16 protein-coding genes are annotated in these 20,890 nt (G+C 74.2%); 4 read left to right on the forward strand and 12 right to left on the reverse strand.

Going from position 1 to position 20,890, the window contains the following annotated elements:
• Position 1 precedes the first annotated feature (1 nt).
• Entirely contained in the window at positions 2 to 1,186 is a 1,185-nt protein-coding gene (locus ACLZOT_RS27050; protein ID WP_416971680.1) for a cytochrome P450 family protein, read from the forward strand.
• Positions 1,187 to 1,356: 170 nt separating this feature from the next.
• On the opposite strand, the gene ACLZOT_RS27055 is transcribed toward ACLZOT_RS27050, so the two are convergent.
• Genes ACLZOT_RS27055 through ACLZOT_RS27065 form a run of 3 tightly spaced genes read right to left on the reverse strand, consistent with a single transcriptional unit; the run spans position 1,357 to position 8,953 of the window.
• Positions 1,357 to 2,130, reverse strand: coding sequence for an SDR family NAD(P)-dependent oxidoreductase (locus ACLZOT_RS27055; RefSeq protein ID WP_416971681.1), 774 nt, complete (start codon positions 2,128 to 2,130; stop codon positions 1,357 to 1,359).
• A gap of 8 nt (positions 2,131 to 2,138) precedes the next feature.
• Positions 2,139 to 7,424: an SDR family oxidoreductase gene (locus ACLZOT_RS27060; protein WP_416971682.1), complete on the reverse strand. Its 5,286-nt coding sequence runs from the start codon at positions 7,422 to 7,424 to the stop codon at positions 2,139 to 2,141.
• Positions 7,421 to 8,953 (reverse strand): acyltransferase domain-containing protein, encoded by a 1,533-nt coding sequence (locus ACLZOT_RS27065; RefSeq protein ID WP_416971683.1) that lies wholly within the window; start codon positions 8,951 to 8,953, stop codon positions 7,421 to 7,423. Before ACLZOT_RS27065 ends, ACLZOT_RS27060 begins: the two co-directional genes overlap by 4 nt.
• A gap of 285 nt (positions 8,954 to 9,238) precedes the next feature.
• Here ACLZOT_RS27065 and ACLZOT_RS27070 point away from each other — a divergent pair, with 285 nt between their 5' ends.
• Complete coding sequence (locus ACLZOT_RS27070) at positions 9,239 to 10,207, forward strand: NAD-dependent epimerase/dehydratase family protein (RefSeq protein ID WP_416971684.1); 969 nt, start codon at positions 9,239 to 9,241, stop codon at positions 10,205 to 10,207.
• Between the two features lie 3 nt (positions 10,208 to 10,210).
• Here the strand turns inward: ACLZOT_RS27070 and ACLZOT_RS27075 are convergent, their stop codons facing one another.
• Positions 10,211 to 10,960, reverse strand: coding sequence for an AraC family transcriptional regulator (locus ACLZOT_RS27075; protein ID WP_416971685.1), 750 nt, complete (start codon positions 10,958 to 10,960; stop codon positions 10,211 to 10,213).
• Between the two features lie 54 nt (positions 10,961 to 11,014).
• On the opposite strand from ACLZOT_RS27075, the gene ACLZOT_RS27080 reads away from it, so the two are divergent.
• Entirely contained in the window at positions 11,015 to 12,226 is a 1,212-nt protein-coding gene (locus ACLZOT_RS27080; RefSeq protein WP_416971686.1) for an MFS transporter, read from the forward strand.
• Here the strand turns inward: ACLZOT_RS27080 and ACLZOT_RS27085 are convergent.
• Positions 12,145 to 12,924, reverse strand: coding sequence for an NAD(P)H-dependent oxidoreductase (locus tag ACLZOT_RS27085; RefSeq protein WP_416971687.1), 780 nt, complete (start codon positions 12,922 to 12,924; stop codon positions 12,145 to 12,147). The two genes, ACLZOT_RS27080 and ACLZOT_RS27085, sit on opposite strands and share 82 nt — an antisense overlap.
• 138 nt (positions 12,925 to 13,062) lie before the next feature.
• On the opposite strand from ACLZOT_RS27085, the gene ACLZOT_RS27090 reads away from it, so the two are divergent.
• A complete protein-coding gene (locus ACLZOT_RS27090) occupies positions 13,063 to 13,911 on the forward strand; it encodes a helix-turn-helix transcriptional regulator (protein WP_416971688.1) in 849 nt (282 codons plus the stop codon).
• On the opposite strand, the gene ACLZOT_RS27095 is transcribed toward ACLZOT_RS27090, so the two are convergent.
• Genes ACLZOT_RS27095 through ACLZOT_RS27125 form a run of 7 tightly spaced genes read right to left on the reverse strand, consistent with a single transcriptional unit; the run spans position 13,908 to position 20,887 of the window.
• On the reverse strand, positions 13,908 to 15,023 hold the full coding sequence (locus ACLZOT_RS27095) for a sialidase family protein (RefSeq protein ID WP_416971689.1): 1,116 nt from the start codon (positions 15,021 to 15,023) through the stop codon (positions 13,908 to 13,910). The two genes, ACLZOT_RS27090 and ACLZOT_RS27095, sit on opposite strands and share 4 nt — an antisense overlap.
• Positions 15,020 to 15,799, reverse strand: coding sequence for an HpcH/HpaI aldolase family protein (locus ACLZOT_RS27100; RefSeq protein WP_416971690.1), 780 nt, complete (start codon positions 15,797 to 15,799; stop codon positions 15,020 to 15,022). Before ACLZOT_RS27100 ends, ACLZOT_RS27095 begins: the two co-directional genes overlap by 4 nt.
• A 38-nt stretch (positions 15,800 to 15,837) precedes the next feature.
• Positions 15,838 to 16,818 (reverse strand): aldo/keto reductase, encoded by a 981-nt coding sequence (locus ACLZOT_RS27105; RefSeq protein WP_416971691.1) that lies wholly within the window; start codon positions 16,816 to 16,818, stop codon positions 15,838 to 15,840.
• Positions 16,815 to 18,155, reverse strand: coding sequence for an ATP-binding cassette domain-containing protein (locus ACLZOT_RS27110; protein ID WP_416971692.1), 1,341 nt, complete (start codon positions 18,153 to 18,155; stop codon positions 16,815 to 16,817). The genes ACLZOT_RS27105 and ACLZOT_RS27110 overlap by 4 nt, the downstream gene beginning before the upstream one ends.
• Positions 18,152 to 19,054: an ABC transporter ATP-binding protein gene (locus ACLZOT_RS27115; RefSeq protein ID WP_416971693.1), complete on the reverse strand. Its 903-nt coding sequence runs from the start codon at positions 19,052 to 19,054 to the stop codon at positions 18,152 to 18,154. The genes ACLZOT_RS27110 and ACLZOT_RS27115 overlap by 4 nt, the downstream gene beginning before the upstream one ends.
• A 3-nt stretch (positions 19,055 to 19,057) precedes the next feature.
• Entirely contained in the window at positions 19,058 to 19,954 is an 897-nt protein-coding gene (locus ACLZOT_RS27120; RefSeq protein WP_416971694.1) for an ABC transporter permease, read from the reverse strand.
• Positions 19,955 to 19,957: 3 nt separating this feature from the next.
• Positions 19,958 to 20,887 (reverse strand): ABC transporter permease, encoded by a 930-nt coding sequence (locus ACLZOT_RS27125; RefSeq protein WP_416971695.1) that lies wholly within the window; start codon positions 20,885 to 20,887, stop codon positions 19,958 to 19,960.
• Positions 20,888 to 20,890: the final 3 nt, after the last annotated feature.

Consider the following 20,890-nt stretch of genomic DNA (forward strand, 5'->3'; position numbering starts at 1 on the left):
CATGGCCAGTCCCTTCTCCGACCCCGCCTTCTACCGCGACCGCTACCCCGTCTACGCCGCCCTGCGGCAACGGTGCCCCGTCGCCCAGGTGCCTATGGGCGGCAGCTCCGGCACCGCGACCGTGGTCACCGGCTACGAGCAGGCCAGGGCCGCGCTCGCCGATCCCCAGCTGTCGAAGGACGCCGGTGCGTTCTTCGCCGACCGTCCCTCCGGCCGCGCCCTGCATCCGGCGCTGGCCGGCACCATGCTCAACAGCGACCCGCCCGACCACACCCGGCTGCGCCGCCTGGTCACCAGAGCCTTTACCCCGGCGCGCGTCCAGCAGTTGCGTCCAGCGGTGCGCGCCCTCGCGGAGGAGCTGATCGGCGGCTGGTCACCGGGCGACCGGGTGGACCTGATGGAGGGTCTGGCCGTCCCGCTGCCGGTCACCGTGATCTGCCAGCTCCTCGGCGTCCCCGACGCCGACCGCGACAGGGTCCGCGGCTGGTCGTCGGATCTGCTCGCCACCGGCGACCACGAGCGGATCGACGCCGCCTCCCACGCCCTGGCCGACTACATGTCCGCCCTGGCTGCTGCCAAGCGGGCAGCTCCGGACGAGGCCCTGCTGTCCGCCCTGGTCGCCGTCCGCGACGAGGACGGGGACCGGCTCAGCGAGCTGGAGCTGGTATCTCTCGCAGTGCTGCTCCTGGTCGCCGGGCACGAGACGACCACCGCGGCGATCGGCAACAGCGTCCTGGCCCTGCTCCAGCACCCCGAGCAGCTCGCTCTGCTGCGCGCCGACCCCGGCCGTATCCCTGCGGCAGTCGACGAGCTGCTGCGCTACGACTCCCCGGTAAGCATCGCGACCTGGCGGTGGGCGCCGAAGGCCATCCGGCTCGGTGAGGCGGAAGTGCAGGCGGGCAGCCCGGTCTTCGTCAGCCCCGGGGCCGCCAACCGCGACCCGGCCCGTTTCACGGACCCGGACCGGCTCGACCTCGACCGGCCCGACGCCCGGTCGCACCTGGCCTTCGGTCACGGCATCCACCGATGCCTCGGCGCGCCGCTGGCCCAGGCCGAGGTCGAAACCGTCCTGCAGCTACTGCTGGAGCGCTTCCCCGGCCTGCGACTGACAGAACCTGCCGACCAGTTGCCCTGGCGGCACTCCCGGCTGGTCCGCGGGCTGGAGGCGCTGCCCGTACAGCTGTAGCCGTCAGTGGTGGGGGCCCGGGGCCCCCGGGCGCCCCCCCCCCCCGCCCGCCCCCCCCCGGGGCCCCCCCCCCCCCCCCCCCCCCCCCCCCCCCCCCCCCCCCCCCCCCCCGCCCCCCCCCCCCCCCCCCGGCCGCCGCGCCCCCCCCCCCCCCCCCCCCCCCCCGTCCGTCAGAGGGTCGCGCCGCCGTCCACCGGGATCGACGCGGCCGTCACCCCCGCGCCGGCCGGCGACGCCAGCCACAGCACCGCCGCCGCGACCTCGTCCGGCAGGGTCAGCCGTCCCGTGAGGGTGCGCCCGGTGAGGTGACCGATCAGGCCGTCGTAGTCGGTGCCCAGCACCGCGGCGGCCGCCGGGCCCCTCTCCCGCACCCAGTCCGTGACCACCGCCCCCGGACAGACACAGTTCGCGGTGATGCCGTGCGCGGCGACCTCCTTGGCCAGGACCCGGGTGAACCCGATCAGCGCGTGTTTCGCGGTCGCGTACGCGCACAGCCCGGGATCCGGGTCCCGGCCCTCCATCGACGCGATGTTGATGATCCGCCCGGACCGCTGCCGCACCAGCGGACCCAGCGCCCTGCGCGTCGTGTACAGCGCCGGGTCGAGGTTCAGGGACAGCGTCGCGTGCCACACCTCGTCGCTGATCTCGGCGACCGTCGCGAACTCCGTAGCCCCGCCGACGTTGTTGACGACGATGTCGAGGCGCCCGAACCGCTCCAGGACCGTGTCCACGGCCCGCTCGGCGTCCGCGCGGCACGTGGCGTCCCCGACGCACAGCACGGCGTCGTCCCCCGCGTCGAGCCCCGCCAGCGCCGTACGGCCGGTCTCCTCGTCCCGGCCGCTGATCACGACCTGTGCGCCCGCCGCGAGGAGCCGGTGGGCGATGGCGAGTCCGATGCCGCGCGTGCCGCCGGTGACGAGCGCGGTCTGTCCGGTGAGTTCCATGACGTCCTTCACTGGGAGGCGAGTTCGGTGCCGGTCAGGCCGGTGATCTGGGCGAGGACCTGCCCGTCGGCGGACCGCGCGGTGCACACGCCGGTCGCGGCGCAGTGGGACAGGGCGACGCCCTCGGGGTGGGCAAGGGCAAGGGCGGTGTCGTCCGCGTCCGTGTACAGGGAGATGCGCGCGATGTGCCGGGGCACGGCCACGGCGGCGCCGCCCAGCCACCGGGTGCGCGCGAGGCCGTCCAGCAGGACGCACGGGATGCCCAGCCGGGGGAGTCCGTCGCCGGGCCGCCAGAGGCAGGTACTTCCGCCCGGACCCGCCCGCCACCCCTCGGTGGCCCGGAACACGCCGGTGAGGAGGGCGGGCGAGACATCCTCGTAGTACGGGTCGGCGACGGACGGCCAGGACGCGTCCGGCTCACCCGTCGGCACCGGCAGGAGCGCCGGGCCGCCGAGCCGTACGACCGCCCGGAAGTGCTCGCGGTCACGGGCGAGGACCCGCCCGTCGGGCGCGACCGTGTCGGAGTGGACGACGACGGCGACGGACCGCGCACCGGCGCTGCCGGTGGCCCTGGCCGTCACCCGGAAGCCGACGGGCACGCCGTCGCCCCGGGCCCGCACCCACGCCGAGAACGCCAGGTTCTCCACCGCGCGCACCGGCAGCCCCGGAACGAGGGAACGCGCCGCCTGCACGGCGAGGTCCGCCAGCATCACGCCGGGCAGCGTGGGACGGCCGTCGACCATGTGGTCGAGGAGGAAGCCGTGGGTGCGCACATCGAGGGAGAACCGCCAGCGCCCCGGCTCGTGCGGCTCGCCCAGCAGTCCGGGGGAGCCCGGCAGCCTGGGGGAGGCCCCGAGTCCGGGGGAGGCCACGAGTCCGGGGGAAGCCCCCAGCCCGGGGGAGGCCACCAGGCCGGGCGTGTCCAGCAGTCCGGGGAACTGCCGGTCGAAGGAGGCGTGTTCGGCCTCGCCGAGGAACGTGACGAGCCGGTCGCGCCGGGGCCGGGACAGTTCGTCGAGGAAGTGCGCCACCCCCTCCGCCGTCGTCATCCGGCTGAGCCGCGCGGTCCGTGCCGTGTACGCCTGGACGACGCTCCCGGAGCCGAGCCCGGTCTCGTCCCAGATCGTCCACGCGATCGTGAACTCGCCGTCGCCGCCGACGGCTTGGGCGGCCCCCGCGAGGAAGTCGTTGGCCGGGGAGTAGTCGCTCTCCCCGGGCAGCCCGGCGAGCCCCGTCACCGACCCGAAGTTGCACCACAGCCGGGGCGCCGACACCCCGCTGAACGCCTCCCGCAGCCGGTGGTAGCCCATCAGCTTCACGTCCCGCACCCGCCGCATCCCCGGCAGGTCCTTGCGCGTGATGTCCCCGGGATGATGCACCCCGGCCCCGTTGACCAGCAGATCCACCCGCCCGACCGCCTCGGCCACCCGCCGCACCGCCCGCGCGTCGGTCACGTCGGCGGTGTGGAAGCGGACGTTGCCGTCACCGCACAGCTCCCGCAGCCTGGCCAGGTTCAGCAGCGACTCCCGCGCGTTCAGCAGCCTTTCGAACCGCTGGTTGATCTCCCGCACCGACACTCCGGGCCCCGCGCGCCGCTGGTCGGCGATGAACCGGGCCCGCAGCCCCGCCAGTTCACCGTCCCCGGCGGCCAACAACCCGTCCGGCACGTCCTCCAGCCGACTGGAGCCGACCAAGTGCAGCCGCACCGGCACCCGTTCGGCCAGCCCGATCAGACACGCGGCGGTGATCCCCCGCGCACCCCCGGTCGCGACCACGACCGCCCCCGGCTCCAGCGGAAGCGCCCCACCCGGTACGTCGTCCCGCCGCAACCGCTCGACCAGCCGCACCCCGCCCCGGTGCACGACCACCGGCAACCCCTCCCGCCCGCGCCTGAGTTCAGTCTCCAGGTCGGCGAGCGCCGCCTGGGGAGACGCGGTGTCGGTCAGCAGCGCGAGCGGAGTGCACCCGGTCAGCTCCCACGCGAGACTCTTCACGAACCCCGTGAACAGATGGGCGTGCGGCGCCGGTGACTCCGTGAGGACCACGACCCCGAGCGTGCCGGAGTCCACCAGCGCGTCCCGCAGCTCCCGCGTGGCGAGGAACGCCGCCTCCTGGACGGCGAGGAGGGTCTCACCGGGCGGCGCGGGCCACGCCGGAGCCGCCCGCAGGTCGGTGATGACACGGAGGTGACGGAAGCCCTGCGGATTCCCGGCGAGGACCTTCTCGACGGACGCCTGCGGATCGTCGCCCGGCCGGAGCGTCAACAGGCGGGAAGAAGGGGCGAGTCGAGGGGGGTACGCGGAGTCGGTGAGGACGAGCGTGTCCGGCGAGAGGTGCGTCTTCGGCTTCGGTACGGCACCGGACCGCTCCCAGGACACCGTGTGACGATGCGTCAAGCAAGGCTCAGAGCACGGGAGTTGGCGTACCACCTCGATCAGGTCGTCCGCCGCCAGACAGGTGCGGTCCGTCGCGAACCCGTCCCGGTCCGGCAGGGCCGACAGCAGGTCGTCCAGCGGGGACAGGACCGGCCAGCCGCGTTCACGGGCGACCGACGCGCGCGTCAGGGCGAGCGTGAACGCCCCTTCGGCCGGTGCGGTTTCGGGCAGACCGTGGAGGCGGGCGAACAGCGGGGTGCCGCCGCCGTTCACGCCGAGGACGAGCGCGAGGTCCAACTCCCCCCGGCTCAGGTACTTCTGGGCGGTCCGCAGTGCGCTGCGGCCCGAGGTGGGGCCGGTGTCGACGGTCATCGTCAGCCCGTGCAGGTCGTGGGCGGCGGCCACCCGGGCGGGGATCACGTTCGGCATCAGCCCGGCGAGGGTGTCCTCGCCCGCGGCCGGGGTGCGGTCCAGCACGGTGTCGACGAACGCCCGCACGGGCTCGCCGAGTTCGAGTGACCGCGCATAGCACCGCACGCTCATGTCGGCCGAGGTGACCGGCACCCCGGTGTGCGCGGTGATCACCCCGGTGGTCTCCGTCAGCCCCTCCCAGAACGGGGACAGCCGCGCGACGGCCTGCAACGCCATCAACTGCGCCGGGTCGATCGAGGCGGCCGTACGCGGCGGCATCCGCACCTCACCGAGCGGCGGCACCGGGTACGGCGTACCGAACCGCCGCTCGGCGGGCGGGAGTCCGGCCGCCAGGCGCCGTGCGACCTCCGCCTCGTCCGGTGTGCCGGGCAGGTGCGCGGACCAGCCGATGACGACCACCGGGTCCCCGTCGAGGACCGGCGGCTGCGAGCGGGGCGCGGACTCGTCCTGGAGGAGGAGGTGCGCGTTGGTGCCGCCGAACCCGAACGACGAGACGCCCACCGTCCGGGGCCGGTCCGGCCGGCGGGGGAGCGGCGCCGTGTGCGCGGGGATGCGCAGCGCGGACGGGGCGATCCCGTCGTACGGGACCTGGGCGGGCACCGTCGAGTGGGCGAGGCCCTGGAGCGCGTGGACGACCGACAGGACCCCGGCGGCCCAACCAGTGTGCCCCACCACCGACTTGTTCGACGTGCACAGGACGCCCGGGTGGGCCTCCTCCAGCACCGCGCGCTCCACCGCGTCCCCCACCGGGGTGCCCGTGGCGTGCGCCACCACCCAGTCGAGCTGCCCGGCCGGAACCGCGTTCACCGCGCGCGCCCGCGTCAACGCCCGTTCCTGGCCGGTGCGGTTGGGCGCGTGGACGGCCTTGCCGCGCCCGTCGGACGCCGCCCCGAACCCGGCGAGCACCGCCAGCACCCGGTCACCGTCGGCCCGCGCCCGGTCCAGCCGCTTGAGGGCGACGAGCCCCGCGCCGTCGGAGAACAGCACGCCGTCCGCGTCCTCGGCGAACGCCCGCACCCGGCCCGTCCGGCTCAACCCGTTCAGCTGCGCGAACAGGACGTTGTAGCGCGGGCCCTGGGAGAAGGCGCCCCCGCAGTACGCGATGTCGCAGTCGCCGTCCAGGACGCTCTTCGCGCCGAGGTCGATGGCGTACAGGGACGAGGAGCAGGCGGTGTCGACGATCTGCACGGGCGTCGACGCGGGGAGGATGCCCTCCAGGGCTGCTCGGGCCGCCGCGTGGGGGAGGTGGTCGGCGAGGGCACCGGCGTGCGGGAAGCGCCCGCGCAGCAGCGAGCGGACCTCCTCGGAGCCGGTCCCCTCGGTGACGGCCTCGACGAGGACGCTCTCCTCGACGTGCTGGCTGCCCTCGTTCCACGCCCCCACGAAGCACGCCGCGCGGACGCCTCGCGGCGGCGGGCCGCACTGGAGGAGCGCGGCGCGCAGCCAGGCGGTGAGGAAGTCGCCGGTGCCGTGCGCGTAGCCCGCGACCCGGCTGTACGTGCGGTCGGCCGCGCCGCGATCGTCGGACCAGAAGTCCTCCAGCGCGAAGCGTTTCCCCGGTTCCGTGAACACCGGACGGCCCTCCACGAGCCGTTCCCACAGGGCGTCGGGACCGTCGACGCCGGGGGCCACGACGCCCATCCCCACGACGGCGACCGTCTCCGTCTCCGCCTCCGCCGTGACGGGGGCGCGCGGGGTGAGCATCGCCCGTCCCACCGACAGACCCCCGTCGGCCAGGAACGACTGCCCGGACACCCACCCGGACTGCGGCGAGGCGAGAAACGCCACGAGCCGTGCCAACTCCTCCTCGGTGCCCACCCGCCCCAGCGGCGCCGCCCCCGCGTACACCCGCCGTAACGCCTCCGCCTGCGGGAACAGCCCGGCCGTCGCATTGTCCAGCAGCCCCGCCGACGCCGTGTTCACGCGGATGCCGAGCGGCCCGAGATCCGCCGCGAGATACCGGGTCATCGCCTCCAGCGCCGCCTTGCACACCCCGACCAGCAGGTAGTTGTCCATCGCCAGGCCCGCGCCGATCGACGACACGTTCACGATGCTTCCGCCGCCGCGCCGTTCCAGGAGCGGGACCGCGCCCAGGGCGCACCAGCGGGCGCCGTGCACGTTCGTGTCCAGCGCCCGCCGCCACTCGCGGTCCGTCAGCTCGTCGTACCGGGCGAAGACACCCCGCGCCGCGTTGTTCACCAGTACGTCCAGACCGCCGTGGGCGTCGGCGACCGCCGCGAACATCTCCGCGACCGCCTCCGGCTTGGCGACGGTCGTGCGGAGGGCCTCGGCGGAGCCGCCCGCCGCGCGGATCGCCGCGACCGTCTCCTCGGCCCGGTCGGGGGAGTGGAAGTAGTTCACGATCACATGGGCGCCGTGCCGGGCCAGTTCACGGCTGATCGCCGCGCCGACCCCCTTGCCGCCGCCCGTCACCAGCGCGACGCGCCCCGCGAGGTCGGGGGCGGCCGGAAGCTCCGCGGCCGTCATCGGCCCGCCGCCGTCGGCAGGTCCAGCAGCAGGGCCGCCAGGTCGTCGAGGGTGGTGTAGCTGGTCAGGCGGCTGCCGTCCGGAGGGAGGCGGCGGCCGTAGCGCTCCAGGGCCTGGGAGAAGAGCTCGACCTGTTTGATGGAGTCGATGCCGAGGTCGGCCTCCAGGTCGGCGTCGGAGGTGAGGACGTCCGGGGGGTAGCCGAGGGCCTGGGCGTACAAGTCCCGGAGGACGGCGACGAGTTCGGTGTGCGCGGGTGGGGAGGCGGGGGCGGGTTGAGGTGTGGGGTCGGAGTGAAGGTCTGGTGCGGGCTGGGGTGCGGGGCCGGGATGGGGCGCGGGGTCGGGGCGAAGGTCCGGCGCGGGCAGCACGGCTCGCAGCCGGCTCGAAGCGACCTTTCCCGATGACCTCGACTCTCCCGACGGCCCCTCCTCTCCCGGCCCTGCCTCTCTCAACGACCCCGCCTCTCCCGACCCCGCTTCTTCCAGCCCCGTTCCCCTCGCCCCCGCGTCCCGCCGCGCTGTGTCCCCCAGCGCGGTCGCCTCCCCGCCCACCCCGCTCACCGCCGCCGCGAACTCCGCCATCCCCACCCGCCGCCGCAGCGGCGCGACCACCCGCACCCCCGGCACGATCCCCGTCACCAGATCGCTCAGCACCCCCTTGGGCCCGCACTCCACGAACACCTCCGCCCCCTCGGCGTGCAGCACGCGCACCGCGTCGGCGAAGCGGGTGGGGCGTACGAGGTGGGCGGCGGCCAGCGCGGCGTGGGCGTCGTCGGCGACGTACCGGCCCAGGATCGCCGAGTACAGCCGGCGTCGCAGCGGACGCGGCGTCAACTCCCCGGCCCGGACGGCGAAGTCGTGCGCGACCCCGGCGAGCCCGTGACTGTGGAACGGGTACGGCACCCGCAGCTCGGTCGCCGCGATCCCCACCGCCTCCGCCGCCTTGCGGACCCGCCCGAGCGCCTCCTTCGGGCCCGACACCACGCACTGCCGGGGCCCGTTGTCCGCCGCCACGCACACCTCGCCCTCCGCGAGCGCCGCCAGCAGATGCCCCGCCCGCCCCGCCGAGACCTCCAGCGCGACCATCCCCCCGGCCTGCGGCGGACGGGCCGCGAACGCCGCGTCCCGCGCCGCCACCAGCGCCACCCCGCGCTCCAGGTCGTGCGCGCCGGCCGCCACGAGCGCCACCAGCTCACCGAAGCTGTGCCCCAGCAGGACGCCGGGACGTAACCCCAGCCGCTCGGTGAGCAGCCGGAACAGCGCGATCTCCGACGCGAAGATCGCCAGATGCAGATCCTGCGGTGCCCCCGCCACGAGTTCCCCCAGCGAGGGCGCCCCCGTGTCGAGGAGCAGCCCCGACACCGGCCCCCGCCCCAGCCGGGCAGCCGCCCGGTCGACCTCCGACAGCACCTCACGCACCACGGGCCCGGACTCGGCGAGGGCACTCAACGCCCCTGGCACATAAGCCCCTTGACCTGGGAACAGCACGACACACCGGCCTGCGGAGACAGACGCGGAACCAGACATGGACACCCCTCGGGAGCACGGGAGAAGAAACGGGAGAGGAAGAGAGCGGGGCACGAGGCCCGCCGGGAACCGGTTGTCATGCTCCGTGTCGGCCGTGGGGTGCGTGTAGGGCGCCTTCACCGGCGCGCGATTCACCGGACGAGCCGTACACGCCGAAGGGCCGACGTCCTGGCTCCGGCGCTCTCGGCCGGCCCGGGTCGTGCGCCGGTGCACCGGGGCCGCCGCGCACGCCCTCGTGGCTCTACGGTGGGGGATCACGTCGGATCAACGCGAGATGGGACCTGTATGCGAGTCGTCGTCATCGGCGGAAGCGGCCACATCGGCACCTTCCTCGTCCCCCGGCTGGTCCGGGCGGGCCACGAAGTGATCAACATCAGCCGGGGCACCCGTACCGCCTACGCCGACGCTCCCGAGTGGCGGGAGGTGCGGCACGTCGTCGCCGACCGGGAGCGGGAGGACCGCGAGGGGACCTTCGGCGACCGGATCGCCGCGCTGGACGCGGACGCCGTCGTCGACCTCGTCTGCTTCACCCTGGACTCGGCCACCGCCCTCGTCGAACGGCTGCGCGGCGCGAGCGGCCACCTCCTGCACTGCGGCACCCTGTGGCGCTACGGCCCCAGCGACAAGCTGCCGATCTCCGAGACCTCGGGCACCCCTCCCGTCGGCGAGTACGGCATCCAGAAGGACCTGATCGCCCGGATGCTGAAGGAGGAGACCGCGAGCGGCGGCCTCGTCACCACCTCCCTGCACCCCGGCCACATCGTCGGCCCCGGCTGGGAGCCCATCAACCCGCTCGGCAACCTCGACCCCGCCGTCTGGTACACCCTCTCCGCCGGGCAGCCCCTGAAGATCCCCGGCATCGGCGCCGAGTCGATGCACCACGTCCACGCCGACGACGTCGCCCAGTCCTTCGAGCGGGCGATCACCCACCGGGACGCGGCGGCCGGCGAGGACTTCAACGTCGTCGCCCCCACCGCGCTCACCGTCCGAGGCTTCGCCGGGATCGCGGCCGGCTGGTTCGGGCAGACCGCGACGCTGGAGACGGTGACCTGGGAGGAGTTCCGCGCGACCACCAGCCCGGAGCACGCCCGGAACAGCTGGGAACACCTCTACCGCGGCCACTGCCTCACCATCGAGAAGGCCAGGACCCTCATCGGCTACGCCCCGCGCTACGAGCCGGAGGCCGCCGTCCTCGAAGCCGTCCGCAAGCTCGTCGACGACGACCGCCTGAAGGTGGCCCGCCCGCTCGTGTGACGGCTACCCGGGGTGGGCGCCCGGCGTGTGCCCGAACGCGCGGCGGAACACGTCGATGAAGGCGCTGGCCGAGGACCACCCGCAGCGGTGGGCGACCGTGGTCACGGCGACGCCCTCGGTGAGCAGCACCAGCGCGTGGTGCAGGCGCAGTTGGGTGCGCCACTGCGGGAACGTCATGCCGAGGTCGGCGCGGAAGAGCCGCGACAGCGTCCGGTCGCTCGCGCCCACCTCGCGGCCCAGCTCGGCCAGCGTCCGGCTGTCACCGGGGTCGGCCGCGAGGAGGTCGCACACCGCCCGCAGCAGGGGAGCCGTCGGCGCGGGCAGGTGGAGGGGCTGCTGCGGGGAGGCGCGGAGCTGGTCGAGGAGGACGGCGCGCAGCCGCGACCGCTCAGGGCTGTCGGGGCTGTTCTCGGACCCGCCGCGCGTGTAGGCGACGATCAGCTCCCGCAGCAGCGGGCCGACGGCCAGGACGGTCGGCTCGTCCAGGCCGAGCGGGTTCTCGGTGGCGGGCAGCCCCACGAGGTGCAGGTCGAGCCCGCCGTACGCCCGGTGGGCGTGGGGTGTGCCGGCGGGGACCCAGATCGCGCGGGTGCCCGGGGCGACCCAGGAGCCCGCGCCGGTCGTGACCGACAGGACGCCCCGGCCCGCGTAGACGATCTGGTGGTCGTCGTGGCGGTGCGCGTCGATCGCGGCGCCGGGCGCCAGCCACTGGGTGCGGGTGGGGGCCACCGGGTCGTGGCGGATTTCCGTCATCACCTGGCAGTTTATCGAAAGCGGGACAGCGGGCCGGGCCCGGAGCATGACGGCATGCGAAGGAACACCCCGATCGTCCTGCTGTCCGTGGGCCACGCCTGCGTCGACGTCTACCAAGGCGCGGTGGCCGCCCTGGTGCCGTTCTTCGTCGCCGAACGCTCCTACACCTACGCCCTCGCCTCCGGCATCGTGCTCGCCGCCTCCCTGCTGTCCTCCGTGGCCCAGCCCGTGTTCGGCGCGCTCACCGACCGCCGCGCGATGCCCTGGCTGCTGCCCGCCTCCACCCTCCTCGGCGGCCTCGGCATCGCGCTCAGCGGCCTCACCGGCTCCTACCCGCTGACCCTCGCCTTCGTCGCGCTCTCCGGCATCGGCGTCGCCGCCTACCACCCCGAGTCCGCCCGCGCCGCCCGCCTCGCCGCGGGCGGCAGCCACCGCGCCATGGGCTGGTTCGCGACCGGCGGCAACATCGGCTTCGCCCTGGCCCCCCTCCTGGTCACCGCCGCCCTCGCCGCCGGCGGACTGCGCTGGACCCCCCTGCTCCTCCTCCCGGCCCTGGCCGGCACCGCCCTGTGCCTGCCCGTCGTCCACGCCCTCCAGCGCCGGACCGCCGGACCCGGTACGGCGGCGCCGCCCGGCCGCGACGACACCGCGTCCTTCGTGAAGCTGTCCCTCGCCGTGGTGTTCCGGTCGGTCACGTTCGTCGGCCTGAGCACCTTCATCGCCCTGTACGCCCGCCAGCGCACCGGCGGCGGCACGGCGGCCGGCACGATCGCCCTGACCGTCCTCTACCTCGGCGGCGCCGTCGGCTCCCTGCTGGGCGGCGCCCTCGCGGACCGCTGGGACCGGGTGACCGTCGCCCGCTGGGCGTACGCCCTCACCGCCGCGTCCGTCGCCGGCGTCGTGTGGACACCGGGCCCCGCGCTCTACCTGTTCGTGGCCCTGACCTCGATCGGCCTGTACGTGCCCTTCTCCCTCCAGGTCACCCTCGCCCAGGACTACCTGCCCTCCCGGATCGGCACCGCGAGCGGTATCACCCTCGGCCTGACCGTCAGCGTCGGCGGCCTCGCGAGCCCCCTGATCGGCCGCCTCGCCGACGCGACGTCCCTGCGGACCGCGCTCGCGCCCCTCGCCCTGATGCCGCTGCTGAGCTGGCTGTTCCTGCGGACGCTGCCCGAACCCGGCACTCAGCCGCGCACGTGCAGCCCGAACCCGGACCGCCCCGGAGCGCCCAGCCCCTCCTTGAGCCGCATCGACGGGATCTCGTAGTCCCCGAAGTTCTGCCGCCGGAAAGGGATCGGCTCGGTCGACTCCAGGGTCAGCAGCCGCTCCTGCCACGCCTTGGCGACGTCCGGGAAGTCCTCCTCGGTCAGCCGGTCCGCCCGGTGCACCACGAACGGCGGGAGCACCTCCATGCCCGGGTAGTAGAGGATGCCGTGCTGGATCGGGAACAGCAGGTCGTCGATGGGCCCGTTGATGCCGCGCGCCGAGAAGTGCGACTCGCCGCCGCCCGTGGTCACCGACACCATGGCCCGCCGGCCCGCGAGCGTGCCCTCGCCGAAGCGGTCGCCGTAGTGCGTGTCGCTGTGCTCGCCGACGCCGTACCCGAAGTGGTAGGTGAACACCCGTTCCACCCAGCCCTTCAGGATCGCCGGCATCGTGAACCACCACAGCGGGAACTGGAGGATGACCGTGTCCGCCCACAGGAGCTTCTCCTGCTCGGCGCGGACGTCGGCGGTGAGGGTCCCGGTGTCGAAGGCGCGGCCCGAGTCGAGGGCCACGTTCAGCCGGGGCGAGGCGGCGGGGCCGTAGTCGGCGGCGTCCACGGCCGCCTTCCAGTTCATCGCGTACAGGTCGCTCACCCGCACCTCGTGCCCCGCGCCCTCCAGGGTGGACACGGCGAGGTCCTTGAGCGTGCCGTTCAGGGACAGCGGCTCCGGGTGGGCGTGGACGATCAGCGTCTTCACGGGAACTCCTTCGGATCGGATGCCCCGAATCCTGGCCGCCCGTACGGCCGTTGTTCAGGGCCACCCCTTCCTAGGACAGGACTTCCTGGTACCGGCAGGACCACCCTCACCGGCCGCGCCGGGCCCATACTGGACGGCATGGACGATCTCGCGGGCTTCCTGCGCACCCGGCGCTCCCGGGTCGACCCGGCCACCGCCGGCATCCCCGTCGACAGCCGCCGCCGCGTCGAGGGCCTGCGCCGCGAGGAGGTCGCGCACCTCTCCGGCGTCAGCGTCGACTACTACATACGCCTCGAACAGGGCCGCGCCACCCAGCCCTCCGAGCAGATCCTCGACGCCCTCGCCCGCGTCCTCGGCCTCGACGACACCGAACGCGACCACCTCCGCCGCCTCGCCTGCCGGCCCCGCCGCCGCGTGAAGACCCCGGGCGGACGCGTCAGGCCGGAACTCCTGCGCGTCCTCGGCCTGGTCACCGAAGCGCCCGCCCTGCTGATGGACCACCGCATGGACGTCCTCGCCGGCAACCGCCTCGCCGCTCTTCTGTACGGCCGCGTCCTGCCCGGCCTCAACACCGCCCGGCACATCTTCCTGGAGGAGACCGAGCGCGGTCTGTACGCCGAGTGGGAGACCTGCACCCTCGACGTCGTCGGCCACCTCCGTCTGACCGCCGGGAAGTACCCCGACGACCCCCGGCTCGCCTCCCTCGTCGGCGAACTGGCGATGGGCAGCGAACGCTTCCGGCGCCTGTGGGCCCGCGCCGACGTCCGCGCCCGCACCCACGGCCGCAAGGCGTACCGCCACCCCCTCGTCGGCCTCCTCGAACTCCACCAGGAGAACTTCGCCCTGCCGGACGCCTCGGGCATGGAGATGATCGTCCTCTCGGCGGCACCCGGCAGCGCCGCCGAGGACGGCCTACGGCTCCTCGCCCGCCTCGACGCGGACCACGACGCAGGTGAACTCCTCGACGAGAACCGGCAGTTGTCCTAGCGCAGGTCGAGCCGGATGTGCCGGATCTCCCTGCGGTGGTGCGTGTACGCGATGTGCAGGTCACCGTCCGGGGTCTGGACGACCGACGGGTACGACAGCTCGCGGTTCAGGCCGTCGCGGGAGTTGTTGGTGAGGCAGTACCCGTCCCCGGTCACCAGGTCGGCGCGCGCCGGCCAGGTCAGGCCGGCGTCGTCGGACAGGGCCAGGGAGAGCGGGGCCCGGGGAGCGCCCCAGAACGCCGAGGACACCGTGGTGGTCCTGGTGGCCGTCTCGGCTTCGGAGAGCCCGCCCGCCTCGTCGATCTCGTCGTACAGGGACACCCGCCGGTCCGTGGCGTCCAGCGCGCTGCTGTGGTTGTAGACCAGGGCCAGGCGTCCGTCGGCGAGCGGGACGTACTGGATCGACGAGTTGTTGTTGGGCAGGTCCAGCGGCTCGGGCTCGGTCCAGGTCTCGCCGTCGTCCACGGACAGGGACCGGTGGACGTGGTCGGCGCGGCGGCTGCGGAACAGCGCGCACAGGAACCCGTTGGGGAGACGGTGGACGTTCATGTGCACGAGGCCCGTGGAACCCGGCACGCCCTCCTCGCGCCAGGTCCCGCCGTCGTCGTCGCTGATCATCACGGCGCTGGTGTCCAGGTCGCCGGACCACCGCTCACCGGGGGCGACCACACAGCGGAACACCGGCAGCAGCAGGCGGCCCGAGGGCAGCACGACCGGGGGCTGGCGGACGAACACGCCGCCCGTGAACAGGGTCCGGGTGGGGCTCCAGGTCGTGCCGCCGTCCTCGCTGACCCGGATCCTGACCTCGGCCGTGTCCTGGTCGCCGCCGCGCTGGGCGGTGTGCAGCAGCCACAGGGCGCCCGAGGGGGCCGGGAACAGGACCGGGTTCTGCTCGGAGCGGGCCGGGTCCTCGGAGAGGCGCACCGGCTCCGTCCACCGGGTGGCGCCGGGCGCCAGGCGGGAGAACCAGACGGAGATGTCCGCCATGCCCTCCTGCGTGCCGCCGAACCAGACGCAGCCGAGGTCGCCGCCGGGCAGCACGGTCAGGTTCGCGGCGTGGCTCTGCACGGACGGGGTGGGCAGGACCGTGTCGCCGCGGTCGTAGCTGATCACAGGGTCGCTCCAGGGGTGCGGGCCGAGTCGAGGTGGTCACGGGCGGACTGCTCCAGGTGGACCAGGTCGCAGGCGACGGTCGCGAAGGTGAAGCCCTCCGCGAGCCGCTTCGCCGCCCGCGCCCCGTCCGGGTTGTGGATACCGGCGGCGACCCCCGCCCGCGCCGCCGCCTCCCGCACGGCCACGAGCGCCGCCTCGAAGGCGTCGGCCAGCGCCGGATCCGTCGACGAGGCCCCGCCCAGCGCGATCCGCAGATCCGACGGGCCGACATACACGCCGTCCAGGCCCGGCGTCGCACAGATCTCCTCGACGTTCGCCAGCCCCTCCGCCGTCTCGATCATCGCGAGGACCACCGTCGCGTCGTGCGCGTCCGCCGGATCCGGCCCGATCCGCAGCGCCGAACGCATCGGCCCGTACGAACGCCGCCCCAGCGGCGGATACCGTACGGCGGCCACCGCCTCGGCGGCCTCCTCCGCCGTGTCGACCAACGGCACGATCACGCCGGTCGCCCCGGCGTCCAGGGCGCGGCCGATCGGCGCCGGGTCGTTCGCCTCGACCCGGACCAGACCGACGGCCGTCGAGCCCTTGCAGTCGATCGCGAGGAGGTTGTTCAGCATGCCGGAGTAGCCGAACAGGCCGTGCTGGGCGTCCAGAGCGACGTAGTCGTAGCCGAGCCGGGCGATGCGCTCGGTCGCGACCGGGGCGTCCAACAGGCACCAGTAGCCGAGGAGTTGCTCGCGGGCGCGCAGGGCGGCGGTGAACTCTGCGGGGGTCATCGGGGTTTCCTTCTTAGGGGTTGTGGTCGTGGGCCGGGTCAGCGGTTGTACGCCGGCATCGGGCCGCGCAGCGCCGCACCGACCGCGTCACAGGCGGCAGTCACGTCGGCCGGCAGCGAACCTGCCTCGGCCGCCGCGATGTTGGCCCGCAGGTGTTCCGTACGCGAGCCGCCGAGGAGCAGCGCGTCCGTCGAGTCGCGGTCCAGCAGCCAGCGCAGGGCCAGTTCGGTGAGCGGGATGCCCGACTCACCGGCGATCCGGGTGAGTTCGGCGACCGCGTCGAACAGGCGCTGGTCCCAGTAGCGGGCGCGGTACATCTCCGCGAGCCGGGAGTCCGCGAACCGGCCCGAGTCCGGGGCCTGTCCGAAGTGGTGGCGGCCGGTGAGGAGGCCCCCGCCGAGCGGGTTGTAGACCATCGTGCGCAGCCCGGTGACGGCGGCGTACTCGACGTACTCCTCCTCGATGCGGCGCGCGAGCAGGTTGTGGAGCTGCTGGGCGACGACGGGGCGCGGGGCGTACACCTCGTCGGCGACGCGTACGAGTTCCGCGATCTGCCACGCCGCGTAGTTGGACACGCCCAGCGCCCGCACCTTCCCCTCCGCCACGAACTCGGCGACCGTGGCGAGGGTTTCGGCGAGCGGTGTCGAACGGTCGGGCTGGTGCAGATAGAACAGGTCCACATGATCCGTGCCGAGCCGCTTGAGGCTTCCCTCCAGCGCGCCCCGCATCCCGGCGGCCGACAGCGGCGCATGCCCGCCCTGGTCGGGGTGCGGGATCCCGGCCTTCGTGGCGAGCACGATCCGGTCCCGGTACGCGGGCAGCAGCTCGGCGAGGATGCGCTCGCTCTCGCCGCCCGCGTACCCGTTCGCGGTGTCCACGCCGGTGATCCCCGCGTCCAGCGCCACCGCGAGCATGTCGGCGGCACCGGCACGGTCGACGGTGTCCCCGAACGTCATCGTGCCGAGCACGAGCCGGGAGAGGGGGACGGGGACGTTCGGCAGGGTGAGGAGGGTGGTCACGCGCCGGTTCCTTCCTGTGGGGCGGGGTCTGACACGGTGGATTCGTGCGGGGCGGGCTCTGGGGCGGTGGCGTCGGACACGGGGGCCGCTGGCGTGGCAGCTTCCCGCGCGGCGGCTCCGGTGGCGGCGCCCTCCAGGGCGGCGGCTTCGGGCACGGGGGCTTCCGGGAGGGCGGTTTGGGACGGGGCGGTTTCTGGAGCCCCGACGTCGGGCATGGCGGCCTCCGGTGCGGCAGCTACGCGTGGGGCAGCTTGATGTGCGGCGGCTCTGGTCGCGAGGCTCTCCATTGCGGCGGCTCTGGTCGCGGTGCTCTCGACGACGGCGTCCTCCGGCGCGGAGGCATCCGGCGCGGCGGTTCTCGGCACGACAGCTTCGGACGCGGCGTCTTTCCGCACAGCGCTGTCGGACCCGGCGGTTTCGGTCACGACCGCCGTTGAGGCCTCGCCAGCCTCGCCAGCCTCGCCAGCCGCGGAGGACGCGCCCCCTGCCGAGGCAGACCCCCCGTCCGTCGCCGAGCCCGCACCACCCCCCGCAGCCGCCAGCACTCGAGGCTTGCGACCCCGTACCGCCGTAGGCTCCAGTGCCGCCCGCCGCAGTGCCCGCGTGTACGGATCGGCCGGCGAGGCCAGCACATCGGCCGTACGCCCGCTCTCCACGACCCGCCCCGCCTTGAGGACGACGACGTCGGTGCTGATCTCCCGCACGACCCCGAGATGGTGCGCGATGACGATGTACGTGATCCCGGTCTCCGCCTGCAACTCCCGCAGCAGGTCCAGCACTTGCGCCTGCACGGACACGTCCAGCGCGGACGTCGCCTCGTCGCAGACCAGCAGGTCGGGCCCCGAGGCGAGCGCACGGGCGATCCCGACGCGCTGCCGCTGTCCGCCGGAGAACTCGGCGGGCCGGCGCTGGAGAGCGGAGGCCGGCAGGCCCACCCGGTCCAGCAACTCGGCCGCCCGCCGCCGTCGTTCGCCCTTGTCCTTGACGCCCGCGAGCCGCAGCGGCTCCGCGACGGTCTCCTCGGCGGTCAGATGCGGGTCGAGGGAGCCGTACGGATCCTGGAAGACCATCTGCACGCGCCGCCGCAGCGGCCGCAGCCGACGTTCGGACAGGGCGGCGAGGTCGGTGCCGTCCAGCACGATCCGCCCGGCGGCGGGCTTCAGGAGCCGCACGATGGCGCGCGCGAGGGTCGACTTCCCGCACCCGGACTCACCGACGACCGCGAGGGAGCCCCCGCGAGGGACGCTGAACCCGACATGGTCGACGGCGCGCACGGGCCCGGCGGGGGTGGGGTAGTCGACGACGAGATCCTCGACAGCCAGAAACGGTGTGCTCATCGAGCCACCCCCGCCGCCGCACTGCCCTCGCCCCGCCGACCCTCACCCGGCCGGTTCTCGCCCTGCGGGCCCTCGCCCTGCGGGCCCCCGTCCGGCCCGTCCTCGTCCCACGGCCCCAGGCTCGGCACCGCCGCCAGCAGCTTCCGCGTGTACGGATGCTCCGGCCGCTCCACGACCCGCTCGGCGGCCCCCGACTCCACGAACCGCCCCTCCTTCATGACATGGATCCGGTCGGACACGAGCCGCGCCACCCCCAGATCGTGCGTGATCATCAACATGCCCACCCCGGTCCGTTCCTGAAGGTCCATCAGCAGATCGAGGACGCCCGCCTGCACGGTCGCGTCCAGCGCGGACGTCGGCTCGTCGGCGACCAGCAGCCGAGGCTCGGCGGCGAGGGCGATCGCGATGAGGATGCGTTGCAGCATGCCTCCGGAGAACTGGTGCGGGTACGCCTTCCAGCGGGTCTCCGGCGCGGTGATCCGCACCCGCGCCAGCAACTCCGTACCCCGCTCCCGCACTTCGGCCCGCGACAGCCCCGGATGCCGCAGCCGCAGGGCGTCCCCGAGCTGCCGTCCGACGGTGTGCACGGGACTGAGCGCCGTCATCGGATCCTGCGGGATCAGCGACACGGCATGCCCGCGCACCCGCCGCGCGGCCCCAGGATCGGCGACGACGTCCTCCCCGACGACCCGGGCGGTACCGGACAGCACCGCGAGCCCTTCGGGCAGCAGCCGCAGCACCCCCATCGCGGTGGTCGACTTCCCGGAGCCGGACTCCCCGATGAGGGTGACCGTCTCCCCGTGCCCGACGCGGAAACTCACGCCGTCCACGGCCCGCACGATCCCGCGCTGGGTGACCAGCTCGATCTGGAGATCCTCGACGTCCAGCAGAGCGTCCACGGCTCAGACCCCCTTCTTCGTGCGCACCCGGTCCCGCAGCCCGTCCCCGAGCAGGTTCACCCCGACGACGAGCACGGCGATCACGATCCCCGGCAGCGTGACCAGCCACCACGACGTGGTGATGTAGTCCTGCCCGTCGGCGATGATCCGCCCCCAGGTCGCGAACGGCCGCTGCGGCCCCGCCCCGAGGAAACTCAGCGCGCTCTCCAGCAGCACGGCCTGCGCGAGCAGCAGCAGGACGACGAGGCTCGCGGGCCGCACGATGTTCGGTACGACGTGCCGCGCCAGCACGGACCAGCCGCGCAGCCCGAGGAGCCGCGCGGCGGCGACGTACGGCTTCTCCCGTTCGACGAGGACCAGCGACCGCGTCAGCCGGGCCACCTCCGGCCACTGCGCGACCGCGATCACGCACGTGATGACGGTGACCGAGGGCCCGAACAGGGCGACCACCAGGAGCAGCATCATCAGCAGGGGCAGGGCGAGCTGGGCCTCCAGGAACCGGCTGACGACCGTGTCGATCCAGCCGCCGAAGTACCCGGCCGCCGACCCCGCCACGATCCCGATCAGCCCGGAGACGAGGACCGCGAGGATCCCCACGGACAGCGACACCTGGCCGCCGTGCAGGAGCCGCGACAGCAGGTCCCGGCCGAGCTGGTCGGTGCCGAACAGATGCCCGTCGCCGAACGGGGCGAGCCGGCGCCGGGACAGGTCCTGCGCGTCGGGATCGGGCAGCGGCAGCACCCCGGCCAGCGCCACCGGCACGGCGACCAGCGCGGTGCACACGCCGCCCGCCCACAGCTTGATGCGGGCGCTGCGCCGCTGCCGGGTGGCGGTGGCGCGCGCGAGATGCCGGCCGGTGACGGCGCTCGGCCGCTTCGGACCGGCCACGGTGGTGGTCATGGCTCAGGCCGCCTTTCCGAGTCGCACCCGCGGGTCGAGCAGCGGGTAGGCGAGGTCGACGAGGAGTTGGACGAGGATCGCGAGGGTCGCCGTGACCAGCACGGTCGCCTGGATCAGCGGATAGTCGCGGGTCTCCAGCGCGCGCACGACCAGGGAGCCGACCCCCGGCCAGCCGAAGACGACCTCGACGACCACGACCCCGTTCAGCAGCGCCGCGAAGCGCGTACCGACCGCGGTCACGAGCGGCACCGCCGAGTTCGCGAGCGCGTACCGCCAGGTCAGCGCCCGCTCCGAGACCCCGCGCGAGCGGGCGACGGTGATGTACGGCGACGCCAGCGCCGTCGTCATCTCGCGCCGCACCAGCCGGGAGACCAGGGCGAGCTGGAGGATCGCGACGGTGACCGTCGGCAGGATCAGCCCGCTCCACGAGGTGAACCCGGACGCGGGCAGCACCGGCAGGACGACCGCGAACACCGTCAGCAGCATCACCCCGGTCCAGAAGTCCGGCATCGACTGCCCGGCGATCGTCAGCACGTTCGCGCCCAACTCCCGCGTGGTGTCGGCCCGCCGCGCCATCCACACCCCGAGCGGCACGGCGACGGCGACGGTCACCGCGATCGCCGCGACGGACAGGGTGATCGTGTACGGCATCCGGTCCAGGACCACGTCCAGCGCGGAGGAGTGGAAGGAGTAGCTGGTGCCGAGGTCCCCGGTCAGCAGGTCGCGCAGGAAGATCCCGTACTGCACGAACAGCGGCCGGTCCAGGCCGAACTGCTCCCGGATCCGGGCGAGATCGGCGCTGGTGGCGGTCGGCCCGGCGTACGCGGCGGCCGGATCGCCGGGCGCGAGCCGCACCAGCACGAACACCGTGGACACGGTGAGGAAGACGGTCAGCAGACTCTGGCCCAGGCGGCGCAGGAGGTACGTCGTCACGGC

This window comes from Streptomyces sp. 4F14, from assembly GCF_048159485.1.
Lineage (GTDB): Bacteria > Actinomycetota > Actinomycetes > Streptomycetales > Streptomycetaceae > Streptomyces.

Bases quoted from the DNA above. Each gene is read 5' to 3' on its own strand.
- ACLZOT_RS27060 (WP_416971682.1), bottom strand. From the start codon at position 7,424: ATGACGGCCGCGGAGCTTCCGGCCGCCCCCGACCTCGCGGGGCGCGTC.
- ACLZOT_RS27090 (WP_416971688.1), top strand. From the start codon at position 13,063: ATGGACGATCTCGCGGGCTTCCTGCGCACCCGGCGCTCCCGGGTCGAC.
- ACLZOT_RS27075 (WP_416971685.1), bottom strand. From the start codon at position 10,960: ATGACGGAAATCCGCCACGACCCGGTGGCCCCCACCCGCACCCAGTGG.
- ACLZOT_RS27070 (WP_416971684.1), top strand. From the start codon at position 9,239: ATGCGAGTCGTCGTCATCGGCGGAAGCGGCCACATCGGCACCTTCCTC.
- ACLZOT_RS27120 (WP_416971694.1), bottom strand. From the start codon at position 19,954: ATGACCACCACCGTGGCCGGTCCGAAGCGGCCGAGCGCCGTCACCGGC.
- ACLZOT_RS27080 (WP_416971686.1), top strand. From the start codon at position 11,015: ATGCGAAGGAACACCCCGATCGTCCTGCTGTCCGTGGGCCACGCCTGC.
- ACLZOT_RS27050 (WP_416971680.1), top strand. From the start codon at position 2: ATGGCCAGTCCCTTCTCCGACCCCGCCTTCTACCGCGACCGCTACCCC.
- ACLZOT_RS27110 (WP_416971692.1), bottom strand. From the start codon at position 18,155: ATGAGCACACCGTTTCTGGCTGTCGAGGATCTCGTCGTCGACTACCCC.
- ACLZOT_RS27100 (WP_416971690.1), bottom strand. From the start codon at position 15,799: ATGACCCCCGCAGAGTTCACCGCCGCCCTGCGCGCCCGCGAGCAACTC.
- ACLZOT_RS27065 (WP_416971683.1), bottom strand. From the start codon at position 8,953: ATGTCTGGTTCCGCGTCTGTCTCCGCAGGCCGGTGTGTCGTGCTGTTC.
- ACLZOT_RS27055 (WP_416971681.1), bottom strand. From the start codon at position 2,130: ATGGAACTCACCGGACAGACCGCGCTCGTCACCGGCGGCACGCGCGGC.